This window comes from Clostridioides sp. ES-S-0108-01 (genome assembly GCF_020662285.1).
Taxonomy (GTDB): domain Bacteria; phylum Bacillota; class Clostridia; order Peptostreptococcales; family Peptostreptococcaceae; genus Clostridioides.
The window spans coordinates 48862-73038 of record NZ_JADGMN010000017.1 but is presented as its reverse complement, the minus strand read 5'-3'; the positions used below and the strand labels follow the sequence as shown (position 1 = coordinate 73038).

Sequence of the window (24177 nt, the reverse complement as noted above, 5' to 3'; positions counted from 1 at the left end):
AATAAGTTTTTTTAATATTTCGTTTTTGTTAAACATAAAAAGTGTGCACCTTCCTTTTATATAGTGATATTTAATATTTTAATTATCACCATTTTTTAGAAGAATACACACTTTATTTTAAAGACCCGATTAAAGCTTTTAATTTATTCTTTTTAGAAACAAAAAAGGAGCTACATTATATTTATTTTTATAACTTAGCTCCTTATAATAAATATTTATGTTTAATTTATTCCATCTACATCATTATCAAAAGGATTATTTTCTGATGGAACGAATATAATATTAACGTCATCAACATCTCTATTATAATACTTATCTGCTTCTGTATTTGGGTTTACATCATGATATGATACTAATTCTTCATTTTGATTTAAACGCTGTATATCATGAACAGTCCATGTATCAGTATCTATAAAAACCCAATATGAATCTATTCCAGAACTCTCATACAATACAACCACATAAAAATCAGTACTTATATTATGTTCTTCTCCATCTGTTATCAACTCATCTTTACTAATGCCATATTCACTAGAACATGCCTCAAGTGCCATATCAATTGCTTTTCTCTCTTTCAAATAACCTTCTGCATCAAACCTTTTTATTGTATCATTTGAATACCATTGTAGTATATCATTCAAATTATTCATATTTACTAAAAATCTAAAATCATCTTCATCAGAACCGATTACATAATAATCATTACCTTGATAAGTGAAGTTTCTCATATAATATAAAAAACATTCATCTGGGTATGTTTTTGATTTAATACCTGATTCATAATCTACAAATACTTCTTCATCTAAAATATAAGCTATTCTCTCAGTTGCTTCATTTACAGTATACTTTCCTCCAGTAGTTGGACTGGCAATATTTTTTGTTATGTTTAGAGATTGTTCTATAGCATTGTTATTTAGATTTCCTATTGCTGTTATTTTAGTTGCACCTTTTAACACAGTCTTATTACTATTGTCATCAACTAACACAATTGGATTATTCTTAGCTATTGTAGAACCAACAAGTACATACACTAAATCTGTTCCACTTGCTATGTAAAATTCTTTGGCTCCACTATAGAATTTGTTAACTATTTTCTTATTGGTATCATATCTATCTACTCCACCCAATCTAGTTGAATTAGTATCATTAACTAGTTTGTCACTCATTGATGAAGTTCCACCTATAGCATAACTTTCTATTCCAGTTGTATTAAATGGTACACTTTTCCCATCAGTTAATACTATAGGTGCTTTATCTTTAACAGCTACAGAAGCAATACTCATAGCATCTGGTTCACCTTTGAAAGCATTAGTTAATATTACCTTATTTACTTTATTAATAGAATTTATTTCTTTTGCTACATTATAGCTTGTCTTAATTCTGTCACTACCTTGAAGCCTTTTAGTCTCTATTCCTTTATCTTTTAGAAATGTTTCTGTTGCCTTATCAATAGAACTTTCTCCACCAATTATGTACACTTTGTTAGCTTTCTCTACTCTCTTAAGAGTTGTATTTGGTATATTATTTTTCTTAGTTAAAAGAATTGGTGCATTTGTAACTCCTGCAAGTCCACTTGCACTTAACCCATCAGCCATTGTATTATCTGCATTTATAAGTATTGCAGTAGTATAACTTTGTTTGTCAGCTATGATACCAGCAGTTTCGTATTTATCTGCTCCTTGAATCTTATCAATTTTATCAAGTGCATTAGCTGATATCGGAAAACCAGCAACAAACATTAACATAGCTAACCCTAGTGATAATAATTTCTTTGATTTCACGATATTTCCCCCTTTTTATATATAAAATACTATACATCTTAATAATTCTACATTTAATTTTCTTTTCCTTCTTTAAAATATTTATCGTTTTACCAATTGACACGTATATAAACACGTGTTATAATGTAATTGTAAGGAGGGAGTATGAAATCTTATTCTTCAAGAGAAATTTTAAAAATACTTAATGCGAATGGTTGGTATGAAGTAAATTGTGTTGGTGACCATCATCAATTTAAACATCCTACTAAAAAAGGTAAAGTTACTGTTCCTCACCCGAATAAAGATTTACCTCTTAGAACTGTAAAAAGTATTTTTAAACAAGCAGGGATTAATATTAGTTAATCCCTCTCTCCTTACAAAAACTTTAAGGAGTTGATATAATGAAAAAAGATATATATGTATATCCTGCTATACTAAGCTATGACGAAGATGGTATTTCTGTAGAATTTCCTGATTTGCCAGGTTGCCTTACATGTGCAGATACAACAGAAGAAGCCTTAAAAATGGCAAAAGAAGCTCTAGGACTACATCTGTATGGGATGGAAGAAGATAACGACATAATCCCTCCTGCAACTACTATAGATAAATTAAACTTAGATGAAAATCAAATACCTACTTTAATAGAAATATATATGCCTATTCATCGTAAAGCCATAGAAAATTACTCTGTTAAAAAGACACTTACTATACCACAGTGGCTTAACAGAGAAGCTGAAAAACATAAGATTAATTTTTCTCAGATACTTCAAGAAGCTTTAAAAAATCATCTTAATATTCATTAGATATTAGAGCAGTATAACTGCTCTTTTATATAAATTTTATACAAAACTTATAAAGGGAGTGTACATATGAACATTAAATCAGCTTTTATAAGAAAAAGAGGGGAAAAGTTTCACGTATATGTGGAATACGTGGAAGAAGAAACTGGCAAAAAGAAACAAAAAAGTTATGGAAGTTATGAAAAGAAAAAGGATGCTGAAAAACATTTAATTGAAATAAAGTCTACTATAAACAATAATAAGTTTGTTGCTCCAAGTGATGTAACGCTTGTAGAAAGATGTTACAGATATATAAAAGATAGAGAATGTAGTTTTTCTCCTAATACTGTTAGAAATAGAAAAAACATGATTAAAAATCAAATTGAAGTTTTCTTTAAAGATATGAAATTAATAGATATAACTCCTTCTATTTTACAGTCTTATATAAATAACATATACAATGAGCACATGTTAAATTCAGCAAAAAACCAAGTCGGTTTTATAAAATCAGTATTGAAAGAATCTTATAGATTAAAAGAAACATCAGAAAATATTTGTGATTTTGTTACAACCCCAATCAAAAAAAATAGTTCAACTTCCAAGTTTTATACAAAACAGGAAGCTCAATTATTATTAGAAAAATCAAAAAATACTCATATAGGTATACCAATTTTTTTGATGCTAACCCTTGGATTACGTTTTGGTGAAGCTGTATCACTTAGATGGTCAGATGTAGACCTTGATAAAAAAATCATACATGTAAATCAAACATTAGTTTATGTAGACAATAAAATAATCTTCAAAGACCCTAAAACCCCTAAATCCAAAAGAAAATTATTTGCTCCTGATGAACTTATAAGTTTACTTAAAGAGGAAAAATTAAAATAAAATAAGTTAAAATTACAGGGTATATTGAAAAATGAATTCGATTTGATATGCTTAAATAAAAGATTCAACCCGTGGGTTCAACCAACTTTTGTTGCTCCTTTTAAAAAACTATTAAGAGATAATAATCTTAGAGATATAAAAGTACATGAATTAAGACATACAAATGCAACCTTGATGTTACTTTCAGGTACTAACATAAAAGCTATTTCTGAAAGATTAGGACATGCAGATATAAAAATAACTATGAATAGATATTCTCACTTATTAGATGAAATGGACAAAGAAGCATCTGAAAATATAAGCAAAATACTATTCAAATAATGGTCAGTTTTATGTCAGTTAAAGTACTTTTTTTCCTATTTGTCAGTTAAATGTCAGTAATATATATAATAGGATGTACTTATAAAACGCTTGAAATCACTATTATTTAATAATATTTATAATTATTTACTATTTGATGTTGACATTGGCATTATACCATAGTTTATCATTTATATTAGAAATAAAATTATTAATTAATAGTTTCGTAATTTTATAATAGATTTACAAGGAGTGGTAATAAATGGATACAAAAATATCTATAAACGAAAACATGAGTCTAGGTAAAAGGTTTTTTAAATACCTAGCACCATCTGTAGTTGCAATGTGGGTTTTCTCACTGTACACAATGGTTGATGGAATATTTGTAAGTAAGGGAGTTGGAGAATTAGCTTTAGCTGCTGTCAATATATCAATGCCTTTTATTAATTTTATATTTGCAGTTTCTCTGTTATTTTCAACTGGTGCATCCACTATAATTGCAATTTATCTAGGTAAAAAAGACATTAAGTCTGCAAATGAAGTCTTTTCATTTAACTTAGTATCAATAATTATACTATCTATAATTATATTAGCTATAACTTTTTTTAATTTAGACAGATTAGCACTATTTTTAGGAGCTACAGAATCTACAATTGGCATGGTTAAAGATTATTTAGGAATAATAATATTTTTTAACGGATTCTTTATAGTATCTTACTCTTTAGAGGTTATAATAAAAACTGATGGATTTCCAATATTAGCTACTGTTGGTGTAATAATATCTGCTCTTACAAACATCATACTTGATTACCTATTTGTAATTAAATTTGGATGGGGTGTAAAAGGTGCTGGTATTGCAACAGGTTTGTCTCAAGTCTTTTCTACTATTTTTTTCTTAGTACACTTTTTAAGAAAAAACTCTACTTTGAATTTTTCAAAATTTAGAGTTGATTTTAAGACACTTAGAAAAATTGTATTTATAGGTTTTCCTGATTCAACTACTGAGTTAAGTTGTGGTATAGTTGTCTTACTTTTTAATTTGAGTCTTACTAAATATATTGGAGAAAATGCTCTTATTTATTATAGTGTTATAAATTATATAAATACACTAGTACTTATGACTATGATGGGTATAACTCAAGGTATGCAACCACTTACTAGTTTTTATTATGGTGCAGGAAACATAGATAATGTAAAAAAATTATTAAAAATGGGGATAAAATCCACAGTAATAGCATCAATTGCTGTATTTGCAATTTGTATGGCTTTTTCAGGAACAATAGTCTCTTTATTTATACACCCAGAAGAAACAATACTATTTAATGAAGGAATTCGTGTATTTAAAATATTCTCTATATCCTTCTTATTAGTGGGAATTAATGTAATAATTTCTGGATTCTTTGTTTCAGTAGAAAAACCATCAATTTCTACTGTTATATCCCTTGGTAGAGGGCTTGTAATAGTTGTTTTAAGTCTAATTTCAATGATACTAATATTTGGTGGTAAAGGAATATGGATGACTACTATTGTTTCCGAATTTATATGCCTTATTTTATCAATAGTTTTCCTAAAAAAGAATTTTTCTACATTAGACTCTAATCTAAATAAGGTTGCTTAAACAATACTATTTAAAAATATATAAAATAAAAAATACCTATTATACAATCTTGCAAATATTAAACCTTTGCAAAAACTAGGATTATATAATAGGTATTTTATTTATGTAATTATTTTATTTCTAAATATCCATAACCATCTTTTATTAAAGTTCCTTTTACTTCATATTCTACAGGTTTTTCAAATATTGGACCATCTACTACAAACGTATGATATTCTCCATGTTCTCCACATGGGTCTGCACCTGCATCTTTTATCTTTTTAACGAGTTCTCTAGTCAATTTTTCTCCTAAGAATTCCTCTCCTAGATACTTTAAATTTACTTTTGTTACAATACTACAAAACCCACTGTCTATAAATTCATATACTAAGCTTTCTCTACTCTCTTTCCATAACGGTAAATTTACTTTCATACCAACTGCATCACATCTATCAGAATCCCATTTTCTATGACTTTCTATGTCTATATCTCCATACGCACATATTGTTGCTCCCATATTTTTAGCTTTTATTAAAGCTCTCTCAAAACTCTCTTCGTATCCTTCTACTCCACACTCAGCAACTAATAAAGGTAATCCTATATTGCTACTTACTTGTTTAAGCATATTATATTCTAAATTATGTGTCCATGATTTTCCATGTTCTTCACTTACAGTTGTCAAGAGTGCCACAGGCTTATATCCTTTTTTCAACATTCGATTTAATGCCAATATACTATCCTTACCACCACTAAATGACATTACAAATTTTTCATCAGCCAATCTTAACACCTCTTTCATCTAACTTTGTTTAATTATTATAATTATACCAAATTTTTGAGTTGCTTAGCAAATTATATACTACTTTAAATTGTTAATTCACTATAAAAAATGTCCCTAATATTAAAAGTATAACCCCTATGTATTTGTATAAATGCATTGTTTCTTGTCCCAAAATCACGCCATCAATAAAAAATCCAACTAGAACTTGAGATACAAGTGTCAATATAAGTGTATTTGATACTCCTAAATTTGGAATTGCCTTCACTGTAAAATATATTATTAGACCTCCAAATACTCCTCCTAATAATAGTTTATAGTTAAAACCATTTATAGATATTAGATATTTTAAATCGCCTGTAACTATTATACTTGCCAAAAAAAATATTGCTCCTACAGTTAAGCTTATAAAGGTGGCTACTAGTGCCGTTGTACTTTTTCCTAGCTCTCCATTTATAAAAGCTTCAAGAGCAGTAGAACCACCTGCTAATAATGCAAATATTATTGCCCATAATTTTGTCATGGACAAACCCCCTTCTATATAATTCTATTAATAGAAGTTTATGATACAACCTGTTAATTAATTACTAAGTATGGTTTAATTTTTATACACTAGACTTTATTTGGCTATAAATTTCTGTTATAATTGTTCTATTAATTTTGGAGGTGATTTTATGTACACAAATTTTAATATTGATTTTAATAACTTCAATAAAAAAGAAAATTCTACTAAATTTATGTTAATGGGAGTATTACTCGTTATATTAGGATTATTGTGTCTTACATTTAAGGCACTAGGTATAAAATTAATTTCTTGGACTTTTGGTATTGCACTTTTATTCTTTGCATATTTAAATCTGAAAAATATTAACGAACTAAAAAGATATGCTACTAAAGAAGAAATTAAACCCTCTACTAATGTCCAATGGATTCTAATAATTGCATGTATATTACTTTTTGTATTTCCTCAAAAAATACAAAGTATATTTTCATTGTTTTTAGGATTTTATTTAATATTTAATCAACTAGTAGCACTTGTAAATAACAAGAACAATCCTTATTCTAAATTTACAACTTGGAATATAATTAAGATTCTATTTGGTATATGCCTTATATTATCTCCACTTTTTCTATCTAGGTTTATAGTATCGATAATGTCCTTTTTCATAATATTATTTGGATTGGTTCTATTTTTCTCTGGAAATAATGCAAGAAAATATTAATTATTTTCTTGCATTATTTTTATATTACTTAAAATAGAATTTGTTTAAGTCATATATTTATGGTAATATGTTTTTTGTACAAATTGAGTGTACAATTTTATTAGAAATAGGTGATTACTTTGGATAAATTTAAATATGCTTTTGATAATAAAAGATATCATACTTGGAATTATTATCTTAGAAATACTTTTGGAGAAAAAGTTTTTAAGGTATCGATAAACGCAGGATTTACTTGCCCAAATATTGATGGAAGTATTGGCTATGGCGGATGTACCTATTGTAGCAAGGAAGGTTCTGGTGACTTTGCTGGTAACCCTAAAGATAATCTTATTAGTCAATTTTATAATATAAGAGAAATGATGTTAAAAAAATGGCCTCATGCAAAATATATTGGTTATTTTCAAGCTTATACAAATACGTATGCTCCTCTTGAGGTTTTAAAAGAAAAGTATGAGACTATATTAGAACTTGATGATGTCATAGGTCTTTCAATATCAACAAGACCTGACTGTTTACCAGATGATGTTGTAGAATACTTATCTGAACTAAACAAAAGAACTAACTTATGGGTTGAACTTGGACTTCAAACAATTCATGATTCTACATCTAAAATTATAAATAGAGGACATGATTATAAAACATTTGTTGAAGCTGTTGAAAAATTAAAGGCTAAAAATATAAAGGTTGTTGTACACATTATAAATGGTCTTCCTGGTGAAGATTATAATATGATGATGGAAACTGCAAAAGCAGTTGGTAAAATGGGGGTAGATGGCATAAAAATTCATTTATTACATGTCATAAAAGACACTCCTATGGAAAAGATGCTACAAAATGGCATGTTAACTCTTATGAAACAAGATGAATATATCAATCTCGTCTGTGACCAATTAGAAATACTTCCTGAAACTATGATAATCCATAGACTTACTGGTGATGGCAAGAGAGATGAACTAGTTGGTCCTTTGTGGAGTCTAAAAAAATGGGAGATTTTAAATCAAATTGATGATACTTTGAAGGTTCGAAATTCTTATCAAGGTTGTAAGTTTGTTTAATAATGCATATTTATTACAAATAAAATAATATTAAAAAATAATAACTATAGAAAGAATTATATAAATATAGTTCTCTCTATAGTTATTTAGTATTTATAAAACATTCTTATTCCATCATAAGAAAGATTAAATGCTACTACTGATGATATTAACATCACCCCAAATAGCTTCCGTAAAGAAAAACTTTCCAAATAATCCAAGTGTAGCCCTTAGTATTCCTGCTATCGTGATAAATACATACCCTTTACTTTTTCTCCTATTTTAAATTCCCCTCTAATTTTATTTAAGTCAATACACATCGTTTTTGTTAAGCAAAAATTACGCCACTTTAATACAATATATATCGACACAAAAAAAGTATTTTCAACAGTACTAATAAATTTCAATTTTTTCATACTTATCTCATACATACTTCAAGTTGATTTAGACTTGTTTTAATTGTAAAATGAGTTATATATAACTTATTCAAGTTTAAAATAGACTAAAACTTATGTATTATATATAAACATTAAATTTTAATTGTATTTAATAAATTAAACCTATATTAACATATCATTAAAAATTTAGGAGGAAAACAGAAAAATGGATTTGAATTTAAAATTAGATTTGGAGTTTTATCAAAAGATATTAGAAGCCTCTCATGACGAAATATGTGTATCTGATAATAAAGGAATACTAATATATTGTAATAAAGCATTTGAAGAAAATTATGGTCTAAAAAAAGAAGATATTTTAGGAAAAAATGTTTCTTTCTTAGAGGAATCTGGATATTCAACAAAAAGTCCCATACCATCCGTATTAAAAACAAAGTCTAAATTTTCACTAGAACAAGATACTCAAACAGGAAAAAAACTCATCATAACTGCTACTCCTGTATTTGATGAAAATGGAAATTTAGAATTCATTGTTGAAAATTGTAGAGATATAACTGAGCTTAATAATATAAAAAATAAACTTGAAGATACAAAAAAACAAGTAAAAAAATATAAATCTGAAGTAGAAACACTATACAGAACTTCCCTTAGAATTGAAGATACTGTAATTATGGACGGAATAGCAATGAGACCAATCATAAACACAGTAAATCATGTTTCTAAAACGGATGTAAGTGTACTTTTATTAGGAGAGTCTGGAACAGGAAAAAGTTCACTTGCTAGGTATATACACCATAACAGTAATAGAGCCAATGGTCCATTTACAACCATAAATTGTGCAACTATATCTCCACAACTCCTTGAATCTGAACTTTTTGGATATACTCCAGGTGCTTTTACAGGTGCAAATACCAAAGGTAAAGCTGGGCTTGTAGAATTAGCTGATGGAGGAACTCTTTTTCTAGATGAAATAGGAGATATACCACAAAATCTACAAGCAAAATTTTTGCAATTAATACAGGATAAAACTTTTACTCCAGTTGGAAGCTTAAAAAACAAAAAGGTCGATATAAGGATTATATCTGCTACAAATTCTGATTTAGTTTCAAAGGTAAAAGAAAAAAAATTTAGAGAAGATTTATATTATAGATTAAATGTTATAGAAATAAAATTGCCTCCTCTTAGAGAAAGAAGGGATAATCTAGTAGATATTATAAAATATTATTTTAATATGTACTCAAGTGACTTCAACCTAAATAAAACTATTTCCAAAGAAGCTGTGGATGTTATTGCAAATTATGAATTTCCAGGTAATATAAGAGAATTGCAGAATATAATTCAAAAAATCTTACTTACTTGCACAAATAATCATATAACAATAGATGATTTACCAAACATCCTTACAAAAAATATACATATCAATAATGGAAATAAAGTACATATATCCCAAATTAATAAAGTTACTATATCTGACTCAAAATCTATTGATTATAAAAATAAAAATTTTGATACCTTAATTATGGAGTACAAAAAAAATATAATTTTGGATGCTTATGAAAAATTTGGCAGTTCTTATAAAGTAGCCAAACACCTTGAAATTTCACAATCTAAGGCTAGTAGGTTAATTAGAAAGTATACTAATACTTAATTTTAAATTTGATAAATAAAAACTTAACACTATTTACATATTGTAAATTTGGCCATTTACTGGTATTATGAATATGGTTGAAATTATTTAAATAAATATGATTGACTTAATTTCATATATTTACCATTAAACTTTTATCATAAATATCATATCATAATAATATATTTAATAAGTCTAACAAACTATACGAGGTGTAAATATGTTAATGAATACCCATTTTATTATGGCAAAATCAATACTTAATAATATAGATGAAAATAAAACATTCTTTATAAGCGAAAAAAATTTTATATATGGTAATATAAAGCCAGATGCTTTTTCTAAATATAAATTAAAAAAACATTATTTAGATGAATCATTTAATATGATTGTTTCTAAGATAAACTACCTATGTAGTCTTAATATAGATAGTCTTTCTAAATACTTTTCAGTAAGTAGACTTAGTCAGGAACTAGGAGTCATATGCCATTTTTTATGTGATTTTTTCTGTGTAGCTCACAGTGAACGCTGGGAATTTAAGCATAGCCTAAATAAACATGTTACTTATGAAAGGGAACTTGGAGCATTTGCAAAGGATGTTGATTTATCTAAAATTAAACGTGGTACTATAAATAATAGCTTTGAAAAGTTTTTTACTAAACTTTATAGTGATTATAAAAAGAAAACTGATTATATGAATGATTTAAAATTTTCAGCTTACACTTGCAATAGTGTCATAAATTATATACTTGACTCTATTTTATCTAATACAATAAAATCATATCATATAGCAAATTGCGGTTAACTTAAGAATTTTCAAACTTATAATTGAGTATAATCAAAATGACTGACCTATAGAATATAAAATATAATTTTATAATTCTCTAAGACAGTCATTTTTTTATATTAAATAAAGAAAATATTATAAAATAAATAAAGAAAATATTATAAAATTGACTAATTAATAGATTTATACGAAAATATAATCTATTAAATTTTAATTAACCATACAAATCTTATATTTAATTATTTATCTCCATTATAACATCTATAGCATTTTTTACACTATCTACTATATAATTTGCACTTTGCTTTACATCTTCCCTTGCTTTAGACATGGCAAAACTGTATTTAAACCCTTCTAACATGCAAATATCATTTGGAGAATCCCCAATAGTAGCAACCTCATCTGGACTTACATTTAAAGTTTTTATTACATGTTCTATACTTCCCCTCTTTGACACACTTTTAGGAACTATATTTAAAGTATATGTTCCAGAAAAATATATCTCTAATACTTCACTAAACTCACTTTTCAGATAAAGTTCTATTCTAGATAACTCCTCTAAATTTTCAGAACATACCCCTATATTTCCTATAAGATTATCAAAACTACTTCTTTTCTCAAAATCAGGGTCAACTATAAAATCACTAGAATAGTGTCTAAAAGCAGTTGTATCACTGCCCACAATTACATCACCCTTATATTTAAAATACAATTGTGCATCACTTGACTCAAATCTATCAATTACTTTTTTCACTAAACTATCATCTATCGTTCTTTTAAAAATCACATTATAATCTTTATCATGTATAAATGAACCATTTTCACATATATAATATCCATTCATATCTAAATTGTCTTTGATAATATTACGAGCTTGTTTAAAGATTCTACCTGTAGCAACATTAAACTGCACTCCCTTTTTTTCTACTTCTTCAATTGCTGATATATCCTCTTTTGTTATAGTTCCATTTTCATATAGAGTTCCATCTAAATCACAAAATATATGTTTTATCATAAATTAAAAGCCCTCCAAAAATAATTTTATATTTACACTAGTGCTTTAAATATAACTAATATCATAATAACTTAAAGCTTTTCTAATTGTATTCTCAATTCATTAAGTAAATCTCTAGTAGCTCTTAATCTTATCTTTCTTCTATCTCCATTAAATATATTTTTCTTTACTATTGTTTTTCCATTTATATATATTGCAGTATAAACCAATCCCACAGGCTTTTCCTCAGTTCCTCCTCCAGGTCCAGCTACTCCAGTTGTAGATATACCTATATTGGTTTTAAGCCCTTTAGCAACGCCCTCAGCCATTTCTATTGCAGTTTGTTCACTTACTGCTCCAAACTCTTCTAAAGTTTCTTTTTTTACCCCTAATCTTTTCATTTTAGAATCATTAGAATATGTTACACAACCTTCAAGAAATACAGAAGATATTCCTGGGTAGTTTATAAGAGATGAAGAAACCAAACCACCAGTACAAGATTCAGCTACTGCTATTGTTAGATTTTTTTCTACGAGAAGCTTTGAAACAGCATCTTCTAATGCAGTCTCTCCTTCAGATACTGAAATGTCTCCTTCAGTATATATATATTTGCCAACTCTACCTTTTATTTTTTCTTCTACTGGTTTTATTAACTTAAAAGCCTCTTCTTCAGTTTCAGCCTTTGCAGTTATTCTTATTGTAACTTCTAATTCTTTTGCATACAAAGCAACTGTTGGATTGGTTTGTTCATTAATTATATCGAGAATTTCTAATTCTAGATTTGACTCCCCGATTCCATATAATCTTAAAGTTTTAGACACTAGAATTTCATTTGTGAATTGCTGTAAGTAAGGTTTGACACTCTCATTAAACATAGCCTTCATTTCTCTTGGAGGTCCAGGCAATACTATTATACTTTTATCATCCTTCTTTAAAATTGCTCCTGGAGCTGTACCATTATTGTTTTTTAGTACTATAGCATCTTTTGGAAAGTATACTTGTTTCATATTGTTTTCAGCCATTTTTTTTCCTGTTTTAAAGAAGAAAGATTCCAAAACTTCTAATGATGGTTTATGTAATTCTAATTCCTGACCAAAGTATTCTGCAGCAGTTTCTTTTGTTATATCATCACCAGTTGGCCCAAGACCACCTGTAGTAATGACTAAATCACTTTTCTTTAGACTCTCACCAAAACATTCTAAAAGCCTTTGCTTATTATCTCCAACTGTACTCTGATGGTATACTTCTATACCCAATGATGCAAGTTCCTTAGCTAAAAATTGAGAATTTGTATTTACTATATCTCCTAATAGTATTTCTGTTCCTACACTTATTATTTCTGCTTTCAAAATTTATCACTCCTTGATTTATAGCCATTAAGACTAGTCTTAAGTTCATAACAATAATTTTAGCAAAAATAATAACATAAATAAAGTTAAAAAATCATTTAAATATATCTTTAAACTAGATTATGATTTTAAAACCACACATAATATAAACTTCATATATAGTGGTACTTTCATCGTCAACCGTTAATTCATATAATTAAATATATAAATAAAAAATTTACTTTAAAATAATAAAAATCAAAATAGGAGTGTATAATATGAAAATAGCAGTTATAATGGGTGGTATATCATCAGAAAGAGAAGTTTCTTTAAATTCAGGAAAAGAGATATATAACAATCTTGATAAAAATAAATATGACGTTGTAAAAGTAATAATAGACGATAAAAAAGATATATTTACAAAGATACCAGAAGATGTAGATTTTGCAATACTTGCTTTACACGGAAAGTTTGGTGAAGATGGATGTATACAATCAATACTTGAAACTATGGATATACCATATTCTGGATGTGGACCTCTTTGCAGTGGAATGTGTATGGATAAAAATATAACTAAAAAAATGCTTAGAGATTCAAATTTACCTACTGCCCCATGGATTTTAGTAAAATCAGTTGATGAAATAGACTATGATGAAATAGATAATATAGGCTATCCAGTATTTATAAAACCAAACTCAGGAGGTTCAAGTGTAGCCACATTTTTTATTCATTCTAAAGATGAAGTTGAAAAAGCAGTTCGCAAAGGTCTGGAAGTTGATGAATTTGTAATGATTGAAAAATATATACCAGGTGGAGAATATACTTCATTCATACTAAATGGAGAAGTATTCCCTACAGTATCTATAAAATCTGATTCAGGTTTCTTTGATTATGAAGCTAAATACTCTGTTGAAAAAGGAGCAAAAGAAGAAGTTGTTTATTTAGATGAAGAACTTCAAAAAAGAGTAAATGAAATTTCTGAGACTTGTTGGAAAATTTTTAATTGCAAAGCATATGTAAGAGTTGATATGATTATAAGTGAAGGTATTCCATATGTTCTTGAACTAAATACTCTTCCGGGAATGACTCAAACTAGTTTAATTCCTAGAAGTGCTGCTGCTAGAGGTATTAAGTACAGTGAACTATTAGATAAACTTATAGAATACTCTTTAAATTAGATGAAATAATTTGAGGTGGTAATTTGATATTTTCAAATCTAAAATTAAATGATAATGAACCAATTTATATACAAATTAAAAATTATATAAGTGATATGATATCAAAAGGACTAGTTTCAGACAATAGTAAGCTCCCTTCTACAAGGGAGCTTAGTCAGCTTTTACAAGTTAGCCGAAATTCTGTAGTTTTGACTTATGAAGAATTAAAATCAGAAGGGTTAATCTACTCTATTTCAGGAAAGGGTACATTTGTCAAATCAAATAATAAACCTCCAAGTACTACATGGTCATTAAACTGGGATTATTTAGAGAATACATACTCTAAAAAAGCTAGTGAATTGGATATTATAAAAAGTGAAATTCCTTGGAGCTCTGACTTAATTTCCTTTAAAAGTATTTCTCCAGATGGAGATTTATTTGATATGGAAGAATTCAAAAAATCCTTTTTAAATAGAATCTCATTAGAAGGTCATAAACTACTTAACTATGGATACGCACAAGGTTATAAGCCCCTTATTGATTATTTATTAGAATATATGACAAACAAGGGTGTTGATATAAGTAATAAAGATATACTAATAACAAATGGATTTACAGAAGGCTTTGATATTATTATGTCGTCTTTTACCCAAGAAAAAGATTACATAATATGTGAAAATCCTACTCATAATACTGCTATAAAAATCATGAAATCACATAATCTCAATATTTTAGGTGTAGATATACATGAAGATGGTTTGGATTTCAATATGTTAGAAGACCGTTTAATTAAGTACAAAAATAAAATAAAGTTTGCATATATTACACCCTCTTATCACAATCCCACAGGTATCGTAATGACTCCTGAAAATAGATACAAATTCTATAATCTTATGAAAAAACATAACATAGCAATTATAGAAGATGGATTTAATGAAGAATTACTCTACAATAGTTCTCATATATTTCCTATCTGTTCTCTTGATAATATGAATAATGGTGTTGTATATATCGGTAGTTTTTCAAAGATTTTATTTCCTGGAATGAGAATTGGATGGATATTTGCAGATAAAAAAGTAATAGATAAATTGGAAAGTGTGAAAAGGTGTAGAAACATACATGTATCCTTTTTGGACCAGGGAATTCTATTTGATTACTTGAGTAATGGTGGTTTTGAAAAATACGTAAAAAAAATACGTAAGTTCTATGGAGACAAATTCAACTTTGCATATGAATGTGTAAAAAAATATATAAAAACAGAATACATCTTGGGTGATGGTGGTTTGCATATATTTATAAAACTAAAAAATATAGATACTAGAGCTCTATTAGAAAAATGTTATGAAAAAAATGTTATATTTATGCCTGGAGATTTATTTTTTACAGATAACTCTGGCTCTGACACTTTAAGACTTGGATTTTCTAGGTTATCTTTTGAAGAGATTGAAATTGGAATAAAAATAATTGGAGAAACTATAAATGAAATCTTCTAGGTTAGCTAAATATTGTTAGCCTAGTTTATTTTTATGAGGTATAATATATATAGTTTATATGAATCTAATACTGGGGGATAATATGAGTAAAAAGTCAAGACGAAAAAAAACTAATAAATTAAAATTAACAATTGTAATAACTGTATTATTTCTTGCCTTATTATCTATATATGAGATACTTTTCTCTAATTCCAACAAAAAAGATAATATAAAAAGTCAAGAGACTATGCAAAATAAAAATAATACAACAGATGATTCTAAAAATAATCAAAGCTCTATTAAAAAACAGGAAGATAACAATATTAAACCAACTTTTTCATATTCTTCAATACCAGATAATATAAAAAATAAAATGATTGGTAAATCTATGCCTTCTGATGAACCTATAAGCTTTGATAGTCTATCTTATTTGAAACTTACATACTATGGATTTGATGAAAAAACTCATCAAGGAGAAATGATAGTAGACAGTGAACTGGCTCCAGAAGTCGTGGATATTTTTAAAGAATTATACGAAAAAAAATATCCAATTGAAAAAATCAAGCTAATAGATGATTATGATGCTGTAGATGAAAAATCTATGTCTGATAATAATACCTCATCATTTTGTTATAGAACTATAGCTGGTACAAATGTAGTTTCAAATCATGGTAAAGGACGTGCTATAGATATAAATCCATTACAGAACCCTCAAGTTTCTGGAGATAATGTTAGCCCTAAAGTAAGTACAGTCTATGCTGATAGGTCTACTGTGAAATTTGGAATGATAAAAAAAGGTGATGATTGTTATAATGCTTTTGTAGGCAGAGGTTGGAGTTGGGGTGGATATTGGAAAAACCCAGATTATCAACATTTTGAAAAATAATAGATTAGAAATAAAGGTGAATTATATGAATTTAATGACATTGGAAAACATAAGTAAAAGTTATTCTGAAAAAAAATTGCTTGAAAATATATCTCTTGGAATAAATGAAGGTGAAAAAATAGGACTTATTGGTGTAAATGGTACTGGTAAATCTACTTTGCTTAAAATTATTGCAGGAGTTGAAGAAAGCGAAACTGGTAATATAATAAAAACTAATGGTATTAGAATAGAATATCTACCTCAAAACCCAACTTATAATGAAAATTCAACTGTACTTGAACAAGTATTTAATGGTACTTCAGAAGAATTAAAGCTACTTGGTGAATATCAAGAAATTCTAGAAAAACTTAATTCAAACTTTACAGATGAATTAAATAAAAAATTATTATCAATACACGAAAGAATAGATGCCTTAAACCTTTGGGATTTAGAAAGTGAAGCTAAATCAGTGCTTACAAAGCTTGGTATAAATGACTTCAATCAAAAAATAGAAGAACTTTCTGGTGGACAAAGAAAAAGAGTTTCTTTAGCATCAGCTCTTATTACACCTTGTGAGCTTTTAATACTAGATGAACCTACAAACCACTTGGATAATGATACTATAGATTGGCTTGAAGAATATCTTAATTCAAGAAAAGGTTCATTGCTTATGATAACTCATGATAGATATTTTTTAGACCGTGTTACAAATAGAATTATTGAACTGGATAAAGGCAGATTATTTAGTTATGATGGTAATTATTCAATATTTTTAGAAAAGAAAATGGAAAGACTTTCATTAGAAGCAAGTATTGAAGATAAACGACAAAACTTAATTAGAACAGAACTTGCTTGGGTTAGACGAGGAGCTCAAGCTCGTAGTACAAAACAAAAAGCTCGTTTACAAAGATTTGATGAACTAATAAATAGAGAAGCTTTCAAACCTAATGAAAATCTCGATATATCCGTTGCATCAAGTAGACTTGGAAATAAAATAATAGAAATACACAATGTATCCAAATCATTTGAAGGAAGTACTGTTATAGATAATTTAGAATATACCTTAGCTCGTACAGATAGAATTGGTATAATAGGTAAAAATGGTATGGGTAAATCAACCCTTATAAACATAATTGATGGGAAAATAGAACCTGATAGTGGGTATATTTCAATCGGAGAAACTGTTAAAATAGGTTGTTTTTCCCAAGATGACTCTCATATGGATATTAATATGAAAGCTATAGACTATATAAAAGAAGCTAGTGACTATATAGAAACATCAGATGGAACTAGAATTACAGCTTCTCAAATGTGTGAAAGATTTCTTTTTAATGGTACTATGCAGTATACTCTGATAGGAAAATTATCTGGTGGTGAAAGAAGAAGATTACATCTTCTTAGAATCCTTATGCTGGCTCCTAATGTACTTCTTCTTGATGAGCCTACAAATGATTTAGATATTGAAACGCTTAAAATATTAGAAGAATATCTCGACGAATTTAGAGGTGTTGTAGTTACAGTATCACATGATAGATATTTCTTAGATAGAATTTGTAATAAAATATTTGCATATGAAGGCAATGGAAAAATTCATATCTATACAGGTAATTACAGTGATTATCTTATTTATAGAGAGGTTCAAGGAATTGAGTTTGAAGAATCTAAAAAGGAATCAGTTAAAAAATATAACTCCACTATATCAAAAAAAGAAAAACCTAAAAATGATAAAAAACTTAAGTTTTCATATAATGAACAAAGAGAGTTTGAGAATATTGACTCCGACATAGAAAAACTTGAATCTAAAATTTCAACACTTGAGGAAAGTACTTCAAAATTTGCAACCGACTTTACTAAACTTCAAGAAATTTTGGATGAGAAATCGAAGCTAGAAAAAGAACTTGAATATAAATATGAAAGATGGGAATATCTAAATAACTTAGCTGATGAAATAGCTAATAATAAATAATATTAACGTAATCTTTAGTTTAATAATTTTTACTTTAAATCTACAAATTCTAAACATCTTAAAGAGATTGTCTCAAAATGAACTTTTTTAGTTCATGAGACACTCTTTTTTGTATTAAATCAAATATATGTTAATCATTTTAACAAAAAGAGGCTTTTCTCTATTTTGAGACAGCCTCTTTTATAATTCTCTTCTAACTTTTACGTACTGAGATATCTTACAATAATTTTTCTTATATCTATATATCCAGCCTTTCAATATAGTGACAATTAACTTCAATATGATTTAAAAAAACTAACAATCTTTCATAAAGCGGATGAGATTCTTCTCCGTATTTAGCTTCTAAGTTCTCACCTATTTTTCTAACAGTCTTTTGACCATCGATTTGTAAAAACACGAAACTAGAATATTCATCTAGTTCTATTTTTTTATATTTAGGTATTCTAGCTTTTAACTTTCTAAAAAACCTTTGAATCTTGTGGTCCTGTTTTTCAAGTATAGTAACAACACTATTTTCATCCACTTCATACTCAAGTCCATTAGTGATTTTAAATACAATATCTAAAACATCATTACTCTTGCTCATTATTTTTTACTTTAGATAAAATAATAGGTAATATTGTAAGTATAACTAAAACTAATAGTAAAGCAATTGCCATTGAATTTGTTGCAGCAAATCCACTTGGTACTTTTGGAGTTATAACTTTAGTTACTTGTAATATTATACCTATTAAACCAATGATAGAACCACCAGCAACAAGACCAGAAGATAAACTTACACCATTAGAAACTTTAACTTCTTTTTCTTTTTCAGTTTTAGATGCTAATTCAACAAATAAACGAATTAATGCTCCAACTAATATTATAGAAGTAGTTGCAATTGGTAAATAGAATCCTATAGCTATAGTCATTATTGGTAATTTTAACGCATATAAAACAATTGCCATAAATACACCAACAATAATCATAACCCAAGGTAAACTACCTGACATAATACCAGAAGTTAATGTCGACATCAAGTTTGCTTGTGGTAATGCAAATTGTACATTATCACCAGTTGCTCTAAGTTGGTCAGAAAGTAATAAAATTACTCCTACAACAACTATAACACCAACTATACTTGCAATTGTAAAGTAACGTTGCATTTCATTTTTGCTACCACCAATGATGTAAGTTACTTTTTGAGATTGAGTATAACCTCCAGCTATAGCAATAGCAACAACTATAAATGAACCAAATAAAAGTAATGATTTATTAGATTCTAAATCAGTCCAACCCATTATAACAAATACTAATGTTACAATAACTAGAGAAGCTATAGTCATACCAGAAACTGGAAGATTTGATGTTCCTATTGTTCCTGTTAAACGACCAGCTACTATGACAAATAATAAAGATAATAAAAGAGATATGATAGCTCCAATAATTGCCATAGCAATATTACCAGAAATTAAAAACGCTGCTAAAAATCCAACTACTACTCCACCTAATAAAAGTATCATTTGTATAGATGAACCTTCTTCTCCTTCTCCAGTACTTGATTTAGCCTTAAGTGTTTCTTTTATAGAAGCGATTATAGTTGGTATAAGTTTTATTGCACCAATGATACCTCCACAAAGCATCATACCAGCACCTATATATTTTACATAACTGCTAGATATAGCTCCAACATCCATTTGGTTAAGAGGCATTGCAGGGTTATTCCATACCATAGCTCCATCTTTAGCCATGTCTGTAAAATATCCTATTAAAGGAGCGATACCAAAGTTTGATAAAATACTTCCTGCAAACATTGTTAAAGAAACTTCAATCCCTACTATAAATCCAATTCCTAAAAGTAGAGGATTTACTTCAATATCAAATTTCCATTTGTAGAATTTGCTTCCTACAAGACTCATTACATTGTTTGCTACATTTAAGAATGAACCAGTTAATACAGTAATAAATCCACTTATTATAAATCCAATTCCCATGTACTTAATTGAATCTCCACCAGCCTCTGAAGCAACAAGTGTCTCAGATATAGCCATTGATTCTGGGTACATAAGTTTACCATGTTCTTCAACTATTAGATAGTTGTGAACTATAGAAGCAATTCCTATACCAAATAAAACTCCACCAACTCCAACAGCTAAACCTTCTAAGAATGTAATTTGACTTCCTATCAATATAACTGCTGGTAATACGAAAATAAATCCACTTGCAACAGATTCTCCACCACTTGACATACCTTGGATTAAGTTCTTCCCAAGAATACCCTTTTGACGAGCAAATGCTCCAACAAAAGCAGAACCTATTATAGCTCCTGGAATACCCGCGGCAACTGTAAGACCGGCTTTCATTCCAGAGTAAGTTGTAGATGCGGCAAAAATTGCAGCTAAAATAATACCTATAATCAGTACAGCTACATTTCCACCAGTTCTGGACTTATCTGTGATGTATGGAACGTAATCTTTTCCACTAACTTCACCATAAGCACCCTTAGGTAATTTTTTGTTCATAAAATTTTCACCCCTTTTCAATTTGTATATATTATAACATATATACATATAAAACTTAGCTTTTTATTCTTTTACAAATAGCGAGCCAAAACTACTAAAATTTAACCTTATATTATTAATTTCTACTTTTAGAGATTTTTATGCTAATTTTCTCTTTATTTTTCAATTCTACTTGAAATTATTAAGATATAAAATAAAAATTTTTTTTAATATAAAATTAATTTTGTTAAAAAAGCACTTTAAAACACGGAAAAGTATAAAAAATACAATAATCATTCTTATAAATAAATTTTCATCACAGTAAATATATGCAGAAAAGTCTTTTTTTTATGTTAATTGATTTTTTCAGAAAAATAAGTGTCATAAAGAAATATCTGAAATCACTTTACAACACCTGTCATAATAAAAAATCACTCTGGTAGTGCTTTTTTATTTACTTTTCCGATTGGTGTAACTGGTATTTTATCTATCCTCATTATTATTGTTGGAATCATATATGGAGGTAGATGTTCATTTAAATATTCTCTAACAGTTCCTTCATTTATCTTATCGTTATCCTCATCATCAATCACATAATATGCACATATATACATACCTCCATCATCGTTTGTTCTTGATATACAAACAACACTTTTAATTTCTGCAATATTGTTTATTATATTTTCAATCTCATATAGCTCTATCCTAAACTCATCAATTTTTACTTGATTATCCATCCTACCAATATAATCTAAATTTCCATCATCAAGCCATCTTACTAAATCACCAGTTCTATACATTAATTTATTATGTTCACAAGTTTGGTAAGGATTCTCTACAAATACTTGCTCTGTTAGCCCTTTTTTATTTAAATATCCTCTTGATATTTGAATTCCTGATAAGCATAACTCTCCTGGAACTCCAATTGGACATAGTTTATTCTTTTTATCTAATACATATGCATAAGTATTAAATATAGGTTTTCCTATTGGTATTTTTCCATATTCTCTGTCCACATAAAAAGAAGTCGATACAACAGTAAATTCTGTTGGTCCATACTCATTATATAGCTCATAATTACGCTTTTTATATCCTTTTAATCTTTCTCCTCCAGTCTGTACAATTCTAAGCGAACTATTGTTACAATTTTGTATAAATAGCCTTGCAAACGCTGTTGGTAATGCTAGTATAGTTATGTCATTTTCCTCACAATATTCATTTACTGTATACTCATCAAATTTAGCTTCTTCAGACATAATATCTATTGACGCACCTATAAGTAAATAAGGGAATAGTTGTTTCATCACAGCGTCAAAGCTGAAACTTAAGTATATACCGCATATATCCTCTTCTGTAGCATTTATAGATTTTACGCTATAGTAACACATATTTACTAAACTCTTATGCTCTATAGCTATAGTCTTTGGTCTACCAGTTGACCCTGATGTAGATATCGTATATGCACAATTTGATGATGTTATTTTTTCAGTTAATTCATATTCAAGCTTAAACATTTCTTCATTATTTATATCAAGTACTATTGTGTTCTCATTTACAACCTTACTTCTAAGTTCATCTGTAGTTATTACTACTTTTGCATTACTATCTTCAAGAAGATAATTCAGTCTTTCTTCCGGGTTGCTTGTGTCTATTGGAAAAAATGCTCCCCCTGATTTCATAATCCCTATAGCTGTAATGATTATATTAATATCTCTTGGTAACATTACAGCCACTATATCTTCACTTTCTACTCCTATATGATTTAAATAACCTGCAAGTTTATCAGTTAGCTCATCCAATTCTTTATATGTTAAATTTCTATTTTCATCTCTAGTAGCTACATTACTAGGTGTTACCTTAGCTTGTTTTCTAAATAAATCAACATAACTTTTGTCATATGGCACTTCATATTGATTATCATTAAAATCTTCTAATAATACTTTTTCTTCCTTCTTACATACAAGTTCTAAATCTTCTATTAAAATATCGTTATCTCTTATTATTTGCTCTATTAGATAGTCAAACTGATTTAGAATTCTTCTAATGGTCTCTCTTTTGTATATAGATGGCTTATACTTTATTTTTATTTTAAGTGCTCTTTTAGTGTATACTATTACAGATAAATCATATCCTTTTTTTTCTATATCATAGTCATATGATAAATCAAAACTTTTAGCTATAAATATTGTATTTATAAGTTTAGTATTCAGATGGTTTTTATTCTCTATATCTGATAACAAATAATATCCATATTCTAAAGACCTACTCCATTGTCTTTTTAACTTCCTTACAACATCTATAAATTTTTCACTTTGTCTAACCTTAACTCTTATTGGAATTATATTCATTGTCTTACCAAAAACCACATCATCTTCATATATATACTTTTGAAGTATAAGACCATATATAGTTTCTATAATAGAGCTTATGCTAATATTATTCATTTTAGAATACTGAATCAATCTTTCATGTTTCTCAATATTCATCTTAAAAACTTCATCTACTACTTCATCAGAACAGTCTTTATAAAAAAAATCATTTGGAATTTTTGCTATATTCGTATAATCATCTAACAAATCCATCCAATAATTCATAGCTCGTTCTAAATTAACTTCATACATATCAAAATTCCCCCTTACTATTAAGTCTATAGAAAAAAATTCTTTTGGAATTTTATTTTTTGCAATATATAAATATACTAATAATACATATGCAAGCTCTAAAAACATTAGCTTGCATAAAATTAT

21 protein-coding genes are annotated in these 24177 nt (G+C 27.8%); 13 read left to right on the top strand and 8 right to left on the bottom strand.

Annotated elements, in window-relative coordinates:
• Nucleotides 1-221: 221 nt before the first annotated feature.
• Nucleotides 222-1781 carry a cell wall-binding repeat-containing protein gene (locus IR152_RS14915; protein WP_227452723.1) on the bottom strand — a complete coding sequence of 520 codons (1560 nt, stop codon included), beginning with the start codon at nucleotides 1779-1781 and terminating at the stop codon, nucleotides 222-224.
• Nucleotides 1782-1925: 144 nt separating this feature from the next.
• Between IR152_RS14915 and IR152_RS14910 the strand changes: the two genes are divergently transcribed.
• From IR152_RS14910 to IR152_RS14895, 5 genes are all read left to right on the top strand, one after another.
• Nucleotides 1926-2123 carry a type II toxin-antitoxin system HicA family toxin gene (locus tag IR152_RS14910; protein ID WP_227452722.1) on the top strand — a complete coding sequence of 66 codons (198 nt, stop codon included), beginning with the start codon at nucleotides 1926-1928 and terminating at the stop codon, nucleotides 2121-2123.
• A 38-nt stretch (nucleotides 2124-2161) separates the two neighbouring features.
• Entirely contained in the window at nucleotides 2162-2563 is a 402-nt protein-coding gene (locus tag IR152_RS14905; RefSeq protein ID WP_227452721.1) for a type II toxin-antitoxin system HicB family antitoxin, read from the top strand.
• 66 nt (nucleotides 2564-2629) lie between these two features.
• The gene (locus IR152_RS14900; RefSeq protein WP_413927509.1) at nucleotides 2630-3427 is read left to right on the top strand and encodes an Arm DNA-binding domain-containing protein; all 798 of its coding nucleotides are present in this window, start codon (nucleotides 2630-2632) and stop codon (nucleotides 3425-3427) included.
• 24 nt (nucleotides 3428-3451) lie between these two features.
• On the top strand, nucleotides 3452-3748 hold the full coding sequence (locus IR152_RS20500) for a tyrosine-type recombinase/integrase (RefSeq protein WP_413927508.1): 297 nt from the start codon (nucleotides 3452-3454) through the stop codon (nucleotides 3746-3748).
• A gap of 241 nt (nucleotides 3749-3989) precedes the next feature.
• Entirely contained in the window at nucleotides 3990-5345 is a 1356-nt protein-coding gene (locus IR152_RS14895; protein WP_227452720.1) for an MATE family efflux transporter, read from the top strand.
• Nucleotides 5346-5454: 109 nt separating this feature from the next.
• Here the strand turns inward: IR152_RS14895 and IR152_RS14890 are convergent, their stop codons facing one another.
• Both IR152_RS14890 and IR152_RS14885 read right to left on the bottom strand, forming a co-directional pair.
• Nucleotides 5455-6114, bottom strand: a complete 660-nt coding sequence (locus IR152_RS14890; protein WP_413927510.1) for a diphthine--ammonia ligase — start codon at nucleotides 6112-6114, stop codon at nucleotides 5455-5457.
• Between the two features lie 82 nt (nucleotides 6115-6196).
• Nucleotides 6197-6625 (bottom strand): DMT family transporter, encoded by a 429-nt coding sequence (locus tag IR152_RS14885; RefSeq protein WP_227452718.1) that lies wholly within the window; start codon nucleotides 6623-6625, stop codon nucleotides 6197-6199.
• Nucleotides 6626-6776: 151 nt separating this feature from the next.
• On the opposite strand from IR152_RS14885, the gene IR152_RS14880 reads away from it, so the two are divergent.
• The 4 genes from IR152_RS14880 to IR152_RS14865 all read left to right on the top strand — a co-directional run bounded on the left by IR152_RS14880 (nucleotide 6777) and on the right by IR152_RS14865 (nucleotide 11186).
• Nucleotides 6777-7325 carry a DUF308 domain-containing protein gene (locus IR152_RS14880; protein ID WP_227452717.1) on the top strand — a complete coding sequence of 183 codons (549 nt, stop codon included), beginning with the start codon at nucleotides 6777-6779 and terminating at the stop codon, nucleotides 7323-7325.
• Between the two features lie 119 nt (nucleotides 7326-7444).
• Entirely contained in the window at nucleotides 7445-8380 is a 936-nt protein-coding gene (locus IR152_RS14875) for a TIGR01212 family radical SAM protein (protein WP_227452716.1), read from the top strand.
• A 582-nt stretch (nucleotides 8381-8962) separates the two neighbouring features.
• Nucleotides 8963-10402, top strand: coding sequence for a sigma-54 interaction domain-containing protein (locus IR152_RS14870; protein WP_227452715.1), 1440 nt, complete (start codon nucleotides 8963-8965; stop codon nucleotides 10400-10402).
• A 199-nt stretch (nucleotides 10403-10601) separates the two neighbouring features.
• Entirely contained in the window at nucleotides 10602-11186 is a 585-nt protein-coding gene (locus IR152_RS14865) for a zinc dependent phospholipase C family protein (protein ID WP_227452714.1), read from the top strand.
• 217 nt (nucleotides 11187-11403) lie between these two features.
• On the opposite strand, the gene IR152_RS14860 is transcribed toward IR152_RS14865, so the two are convergent.
• A complete protein-coding gene (locus IR152_RS14860; protein ID WP_227452713.1) occupies nucleotides 11404-12183 on the bottom strand; it encodes an HAD family hydrolase in 780 nt (259 codons plus the stop codon).
• Nucleotides 12184-12254: 71 nt separating this feature from the next.
• A complete protein-coding gene (locus tag IR152_RS14855; RefSeq protein WP_227452712.1) occupies nucleotides 12255-13511 on the bottom strand; it encodes a competence/damage-inducible protein A in 1257 nt (418 codons plus the stop codon).
• A 257-nt stretch (nucleotides 13512-13768) separates the two neighbouring features.
• On the opposite strand from IR152_RS14855, the gene IR152_RS14850 reads away from it, so the two are divergent.
• From IR152_RS14850 to IR152_RS14835, 4 genes are all read left to right on the top strand, one after another.
• Nucleotides 13769-14668 (top strand): D-alanine--D-alanine ligase, encoded by a 900-nt coding sequence (locus tag IR152_RS14850; RefSeq protein WP_227452711.1) that lies wholly within the window; start codon nucleotides 13769-13771, stop codon nucleotides 14666-14668.
• Nucleotides 14669-14691: 23 nt separating this feature from the next.
• Nucleotides 14692-16140, top strand: coding sequence for a transcriptional regulator DdlR (gene ddlR / locus IR152_RS14845; protein WP_227452710.1), 1449 nt, complete (start codon nucleotides 14692-14694; stop codon nucleotides 16138-16140).
• Between the two features lie 82 nt (nucleotides 16141-16222).
• A complete protein-coding gene (locus tag IR152_RS14840) occupies nucleotides 16223-17005 on the top strand; it encodes a M15 family metallopeptidase (RefSeq protein WP_227452709.1) in 783 nt (260 codons plus the stop codon).
• A 25-nt stretch (nucleotides 17006-17030) separates the two neighbouring features.
• Nucleotides 17031-18950, top strand: a complete 1920-nt coding sequence (locus tag IR152_RS14835) for an ABC-F family ATP-binding cassette domain-containing protein (RefSeq protein WP_227452708.1) — start codon at nucleotides 17031-17033, stop codon at nucleotides 18948-18950.
• A gap of 238 nt (nucleotides 18951-19188) precedes the next feature.
• Here IR152_RS14835 and IR152_RS14830 read toward each other — a convergent pair whose 3' ends face one another.
• The 3 genes from IR152_RS14830 to IR152_RS14820 form a co-directional block, all read right to left on the bottom strand.
• A complete protein-coding gene (locus tag IR152_RS14830; RefSeq protein ID WP_227452707.1) occupies nucleotides 19189-19536 on the bottom strand; it encodes a PqqD family protein in 348 nt (115 codons plus the stop codon).
• Nucleotides 19523-21451, bottom strand: coding sequence for an OPT family oligopeptide transporter (locus IR152_RS14825; RefSeq protein ID WP_227452706.1), 1929 nt, complete (start codon nucleotides 21449-21451; stop codon nucleotides 19523-19525). Before IR152_RS14825 ends, IR152_RS14830 begins: the two co-directional genes overlap by 14 nt.
• A gap of 410 nt (nucleotides 21452-21861) precedes the next feature.
• Entirely contained in the window at nucleotides 21862-24051 is a 2190-nt protein-coding gene (locus tag IR152_RS14820) for an amino acid adenylation domain-containing protein (RefSeq protein WP_227452705.1), read from the bottom strand.
• Nucleotides 24052-24177 lie beyond the last annotated feature (126 nt).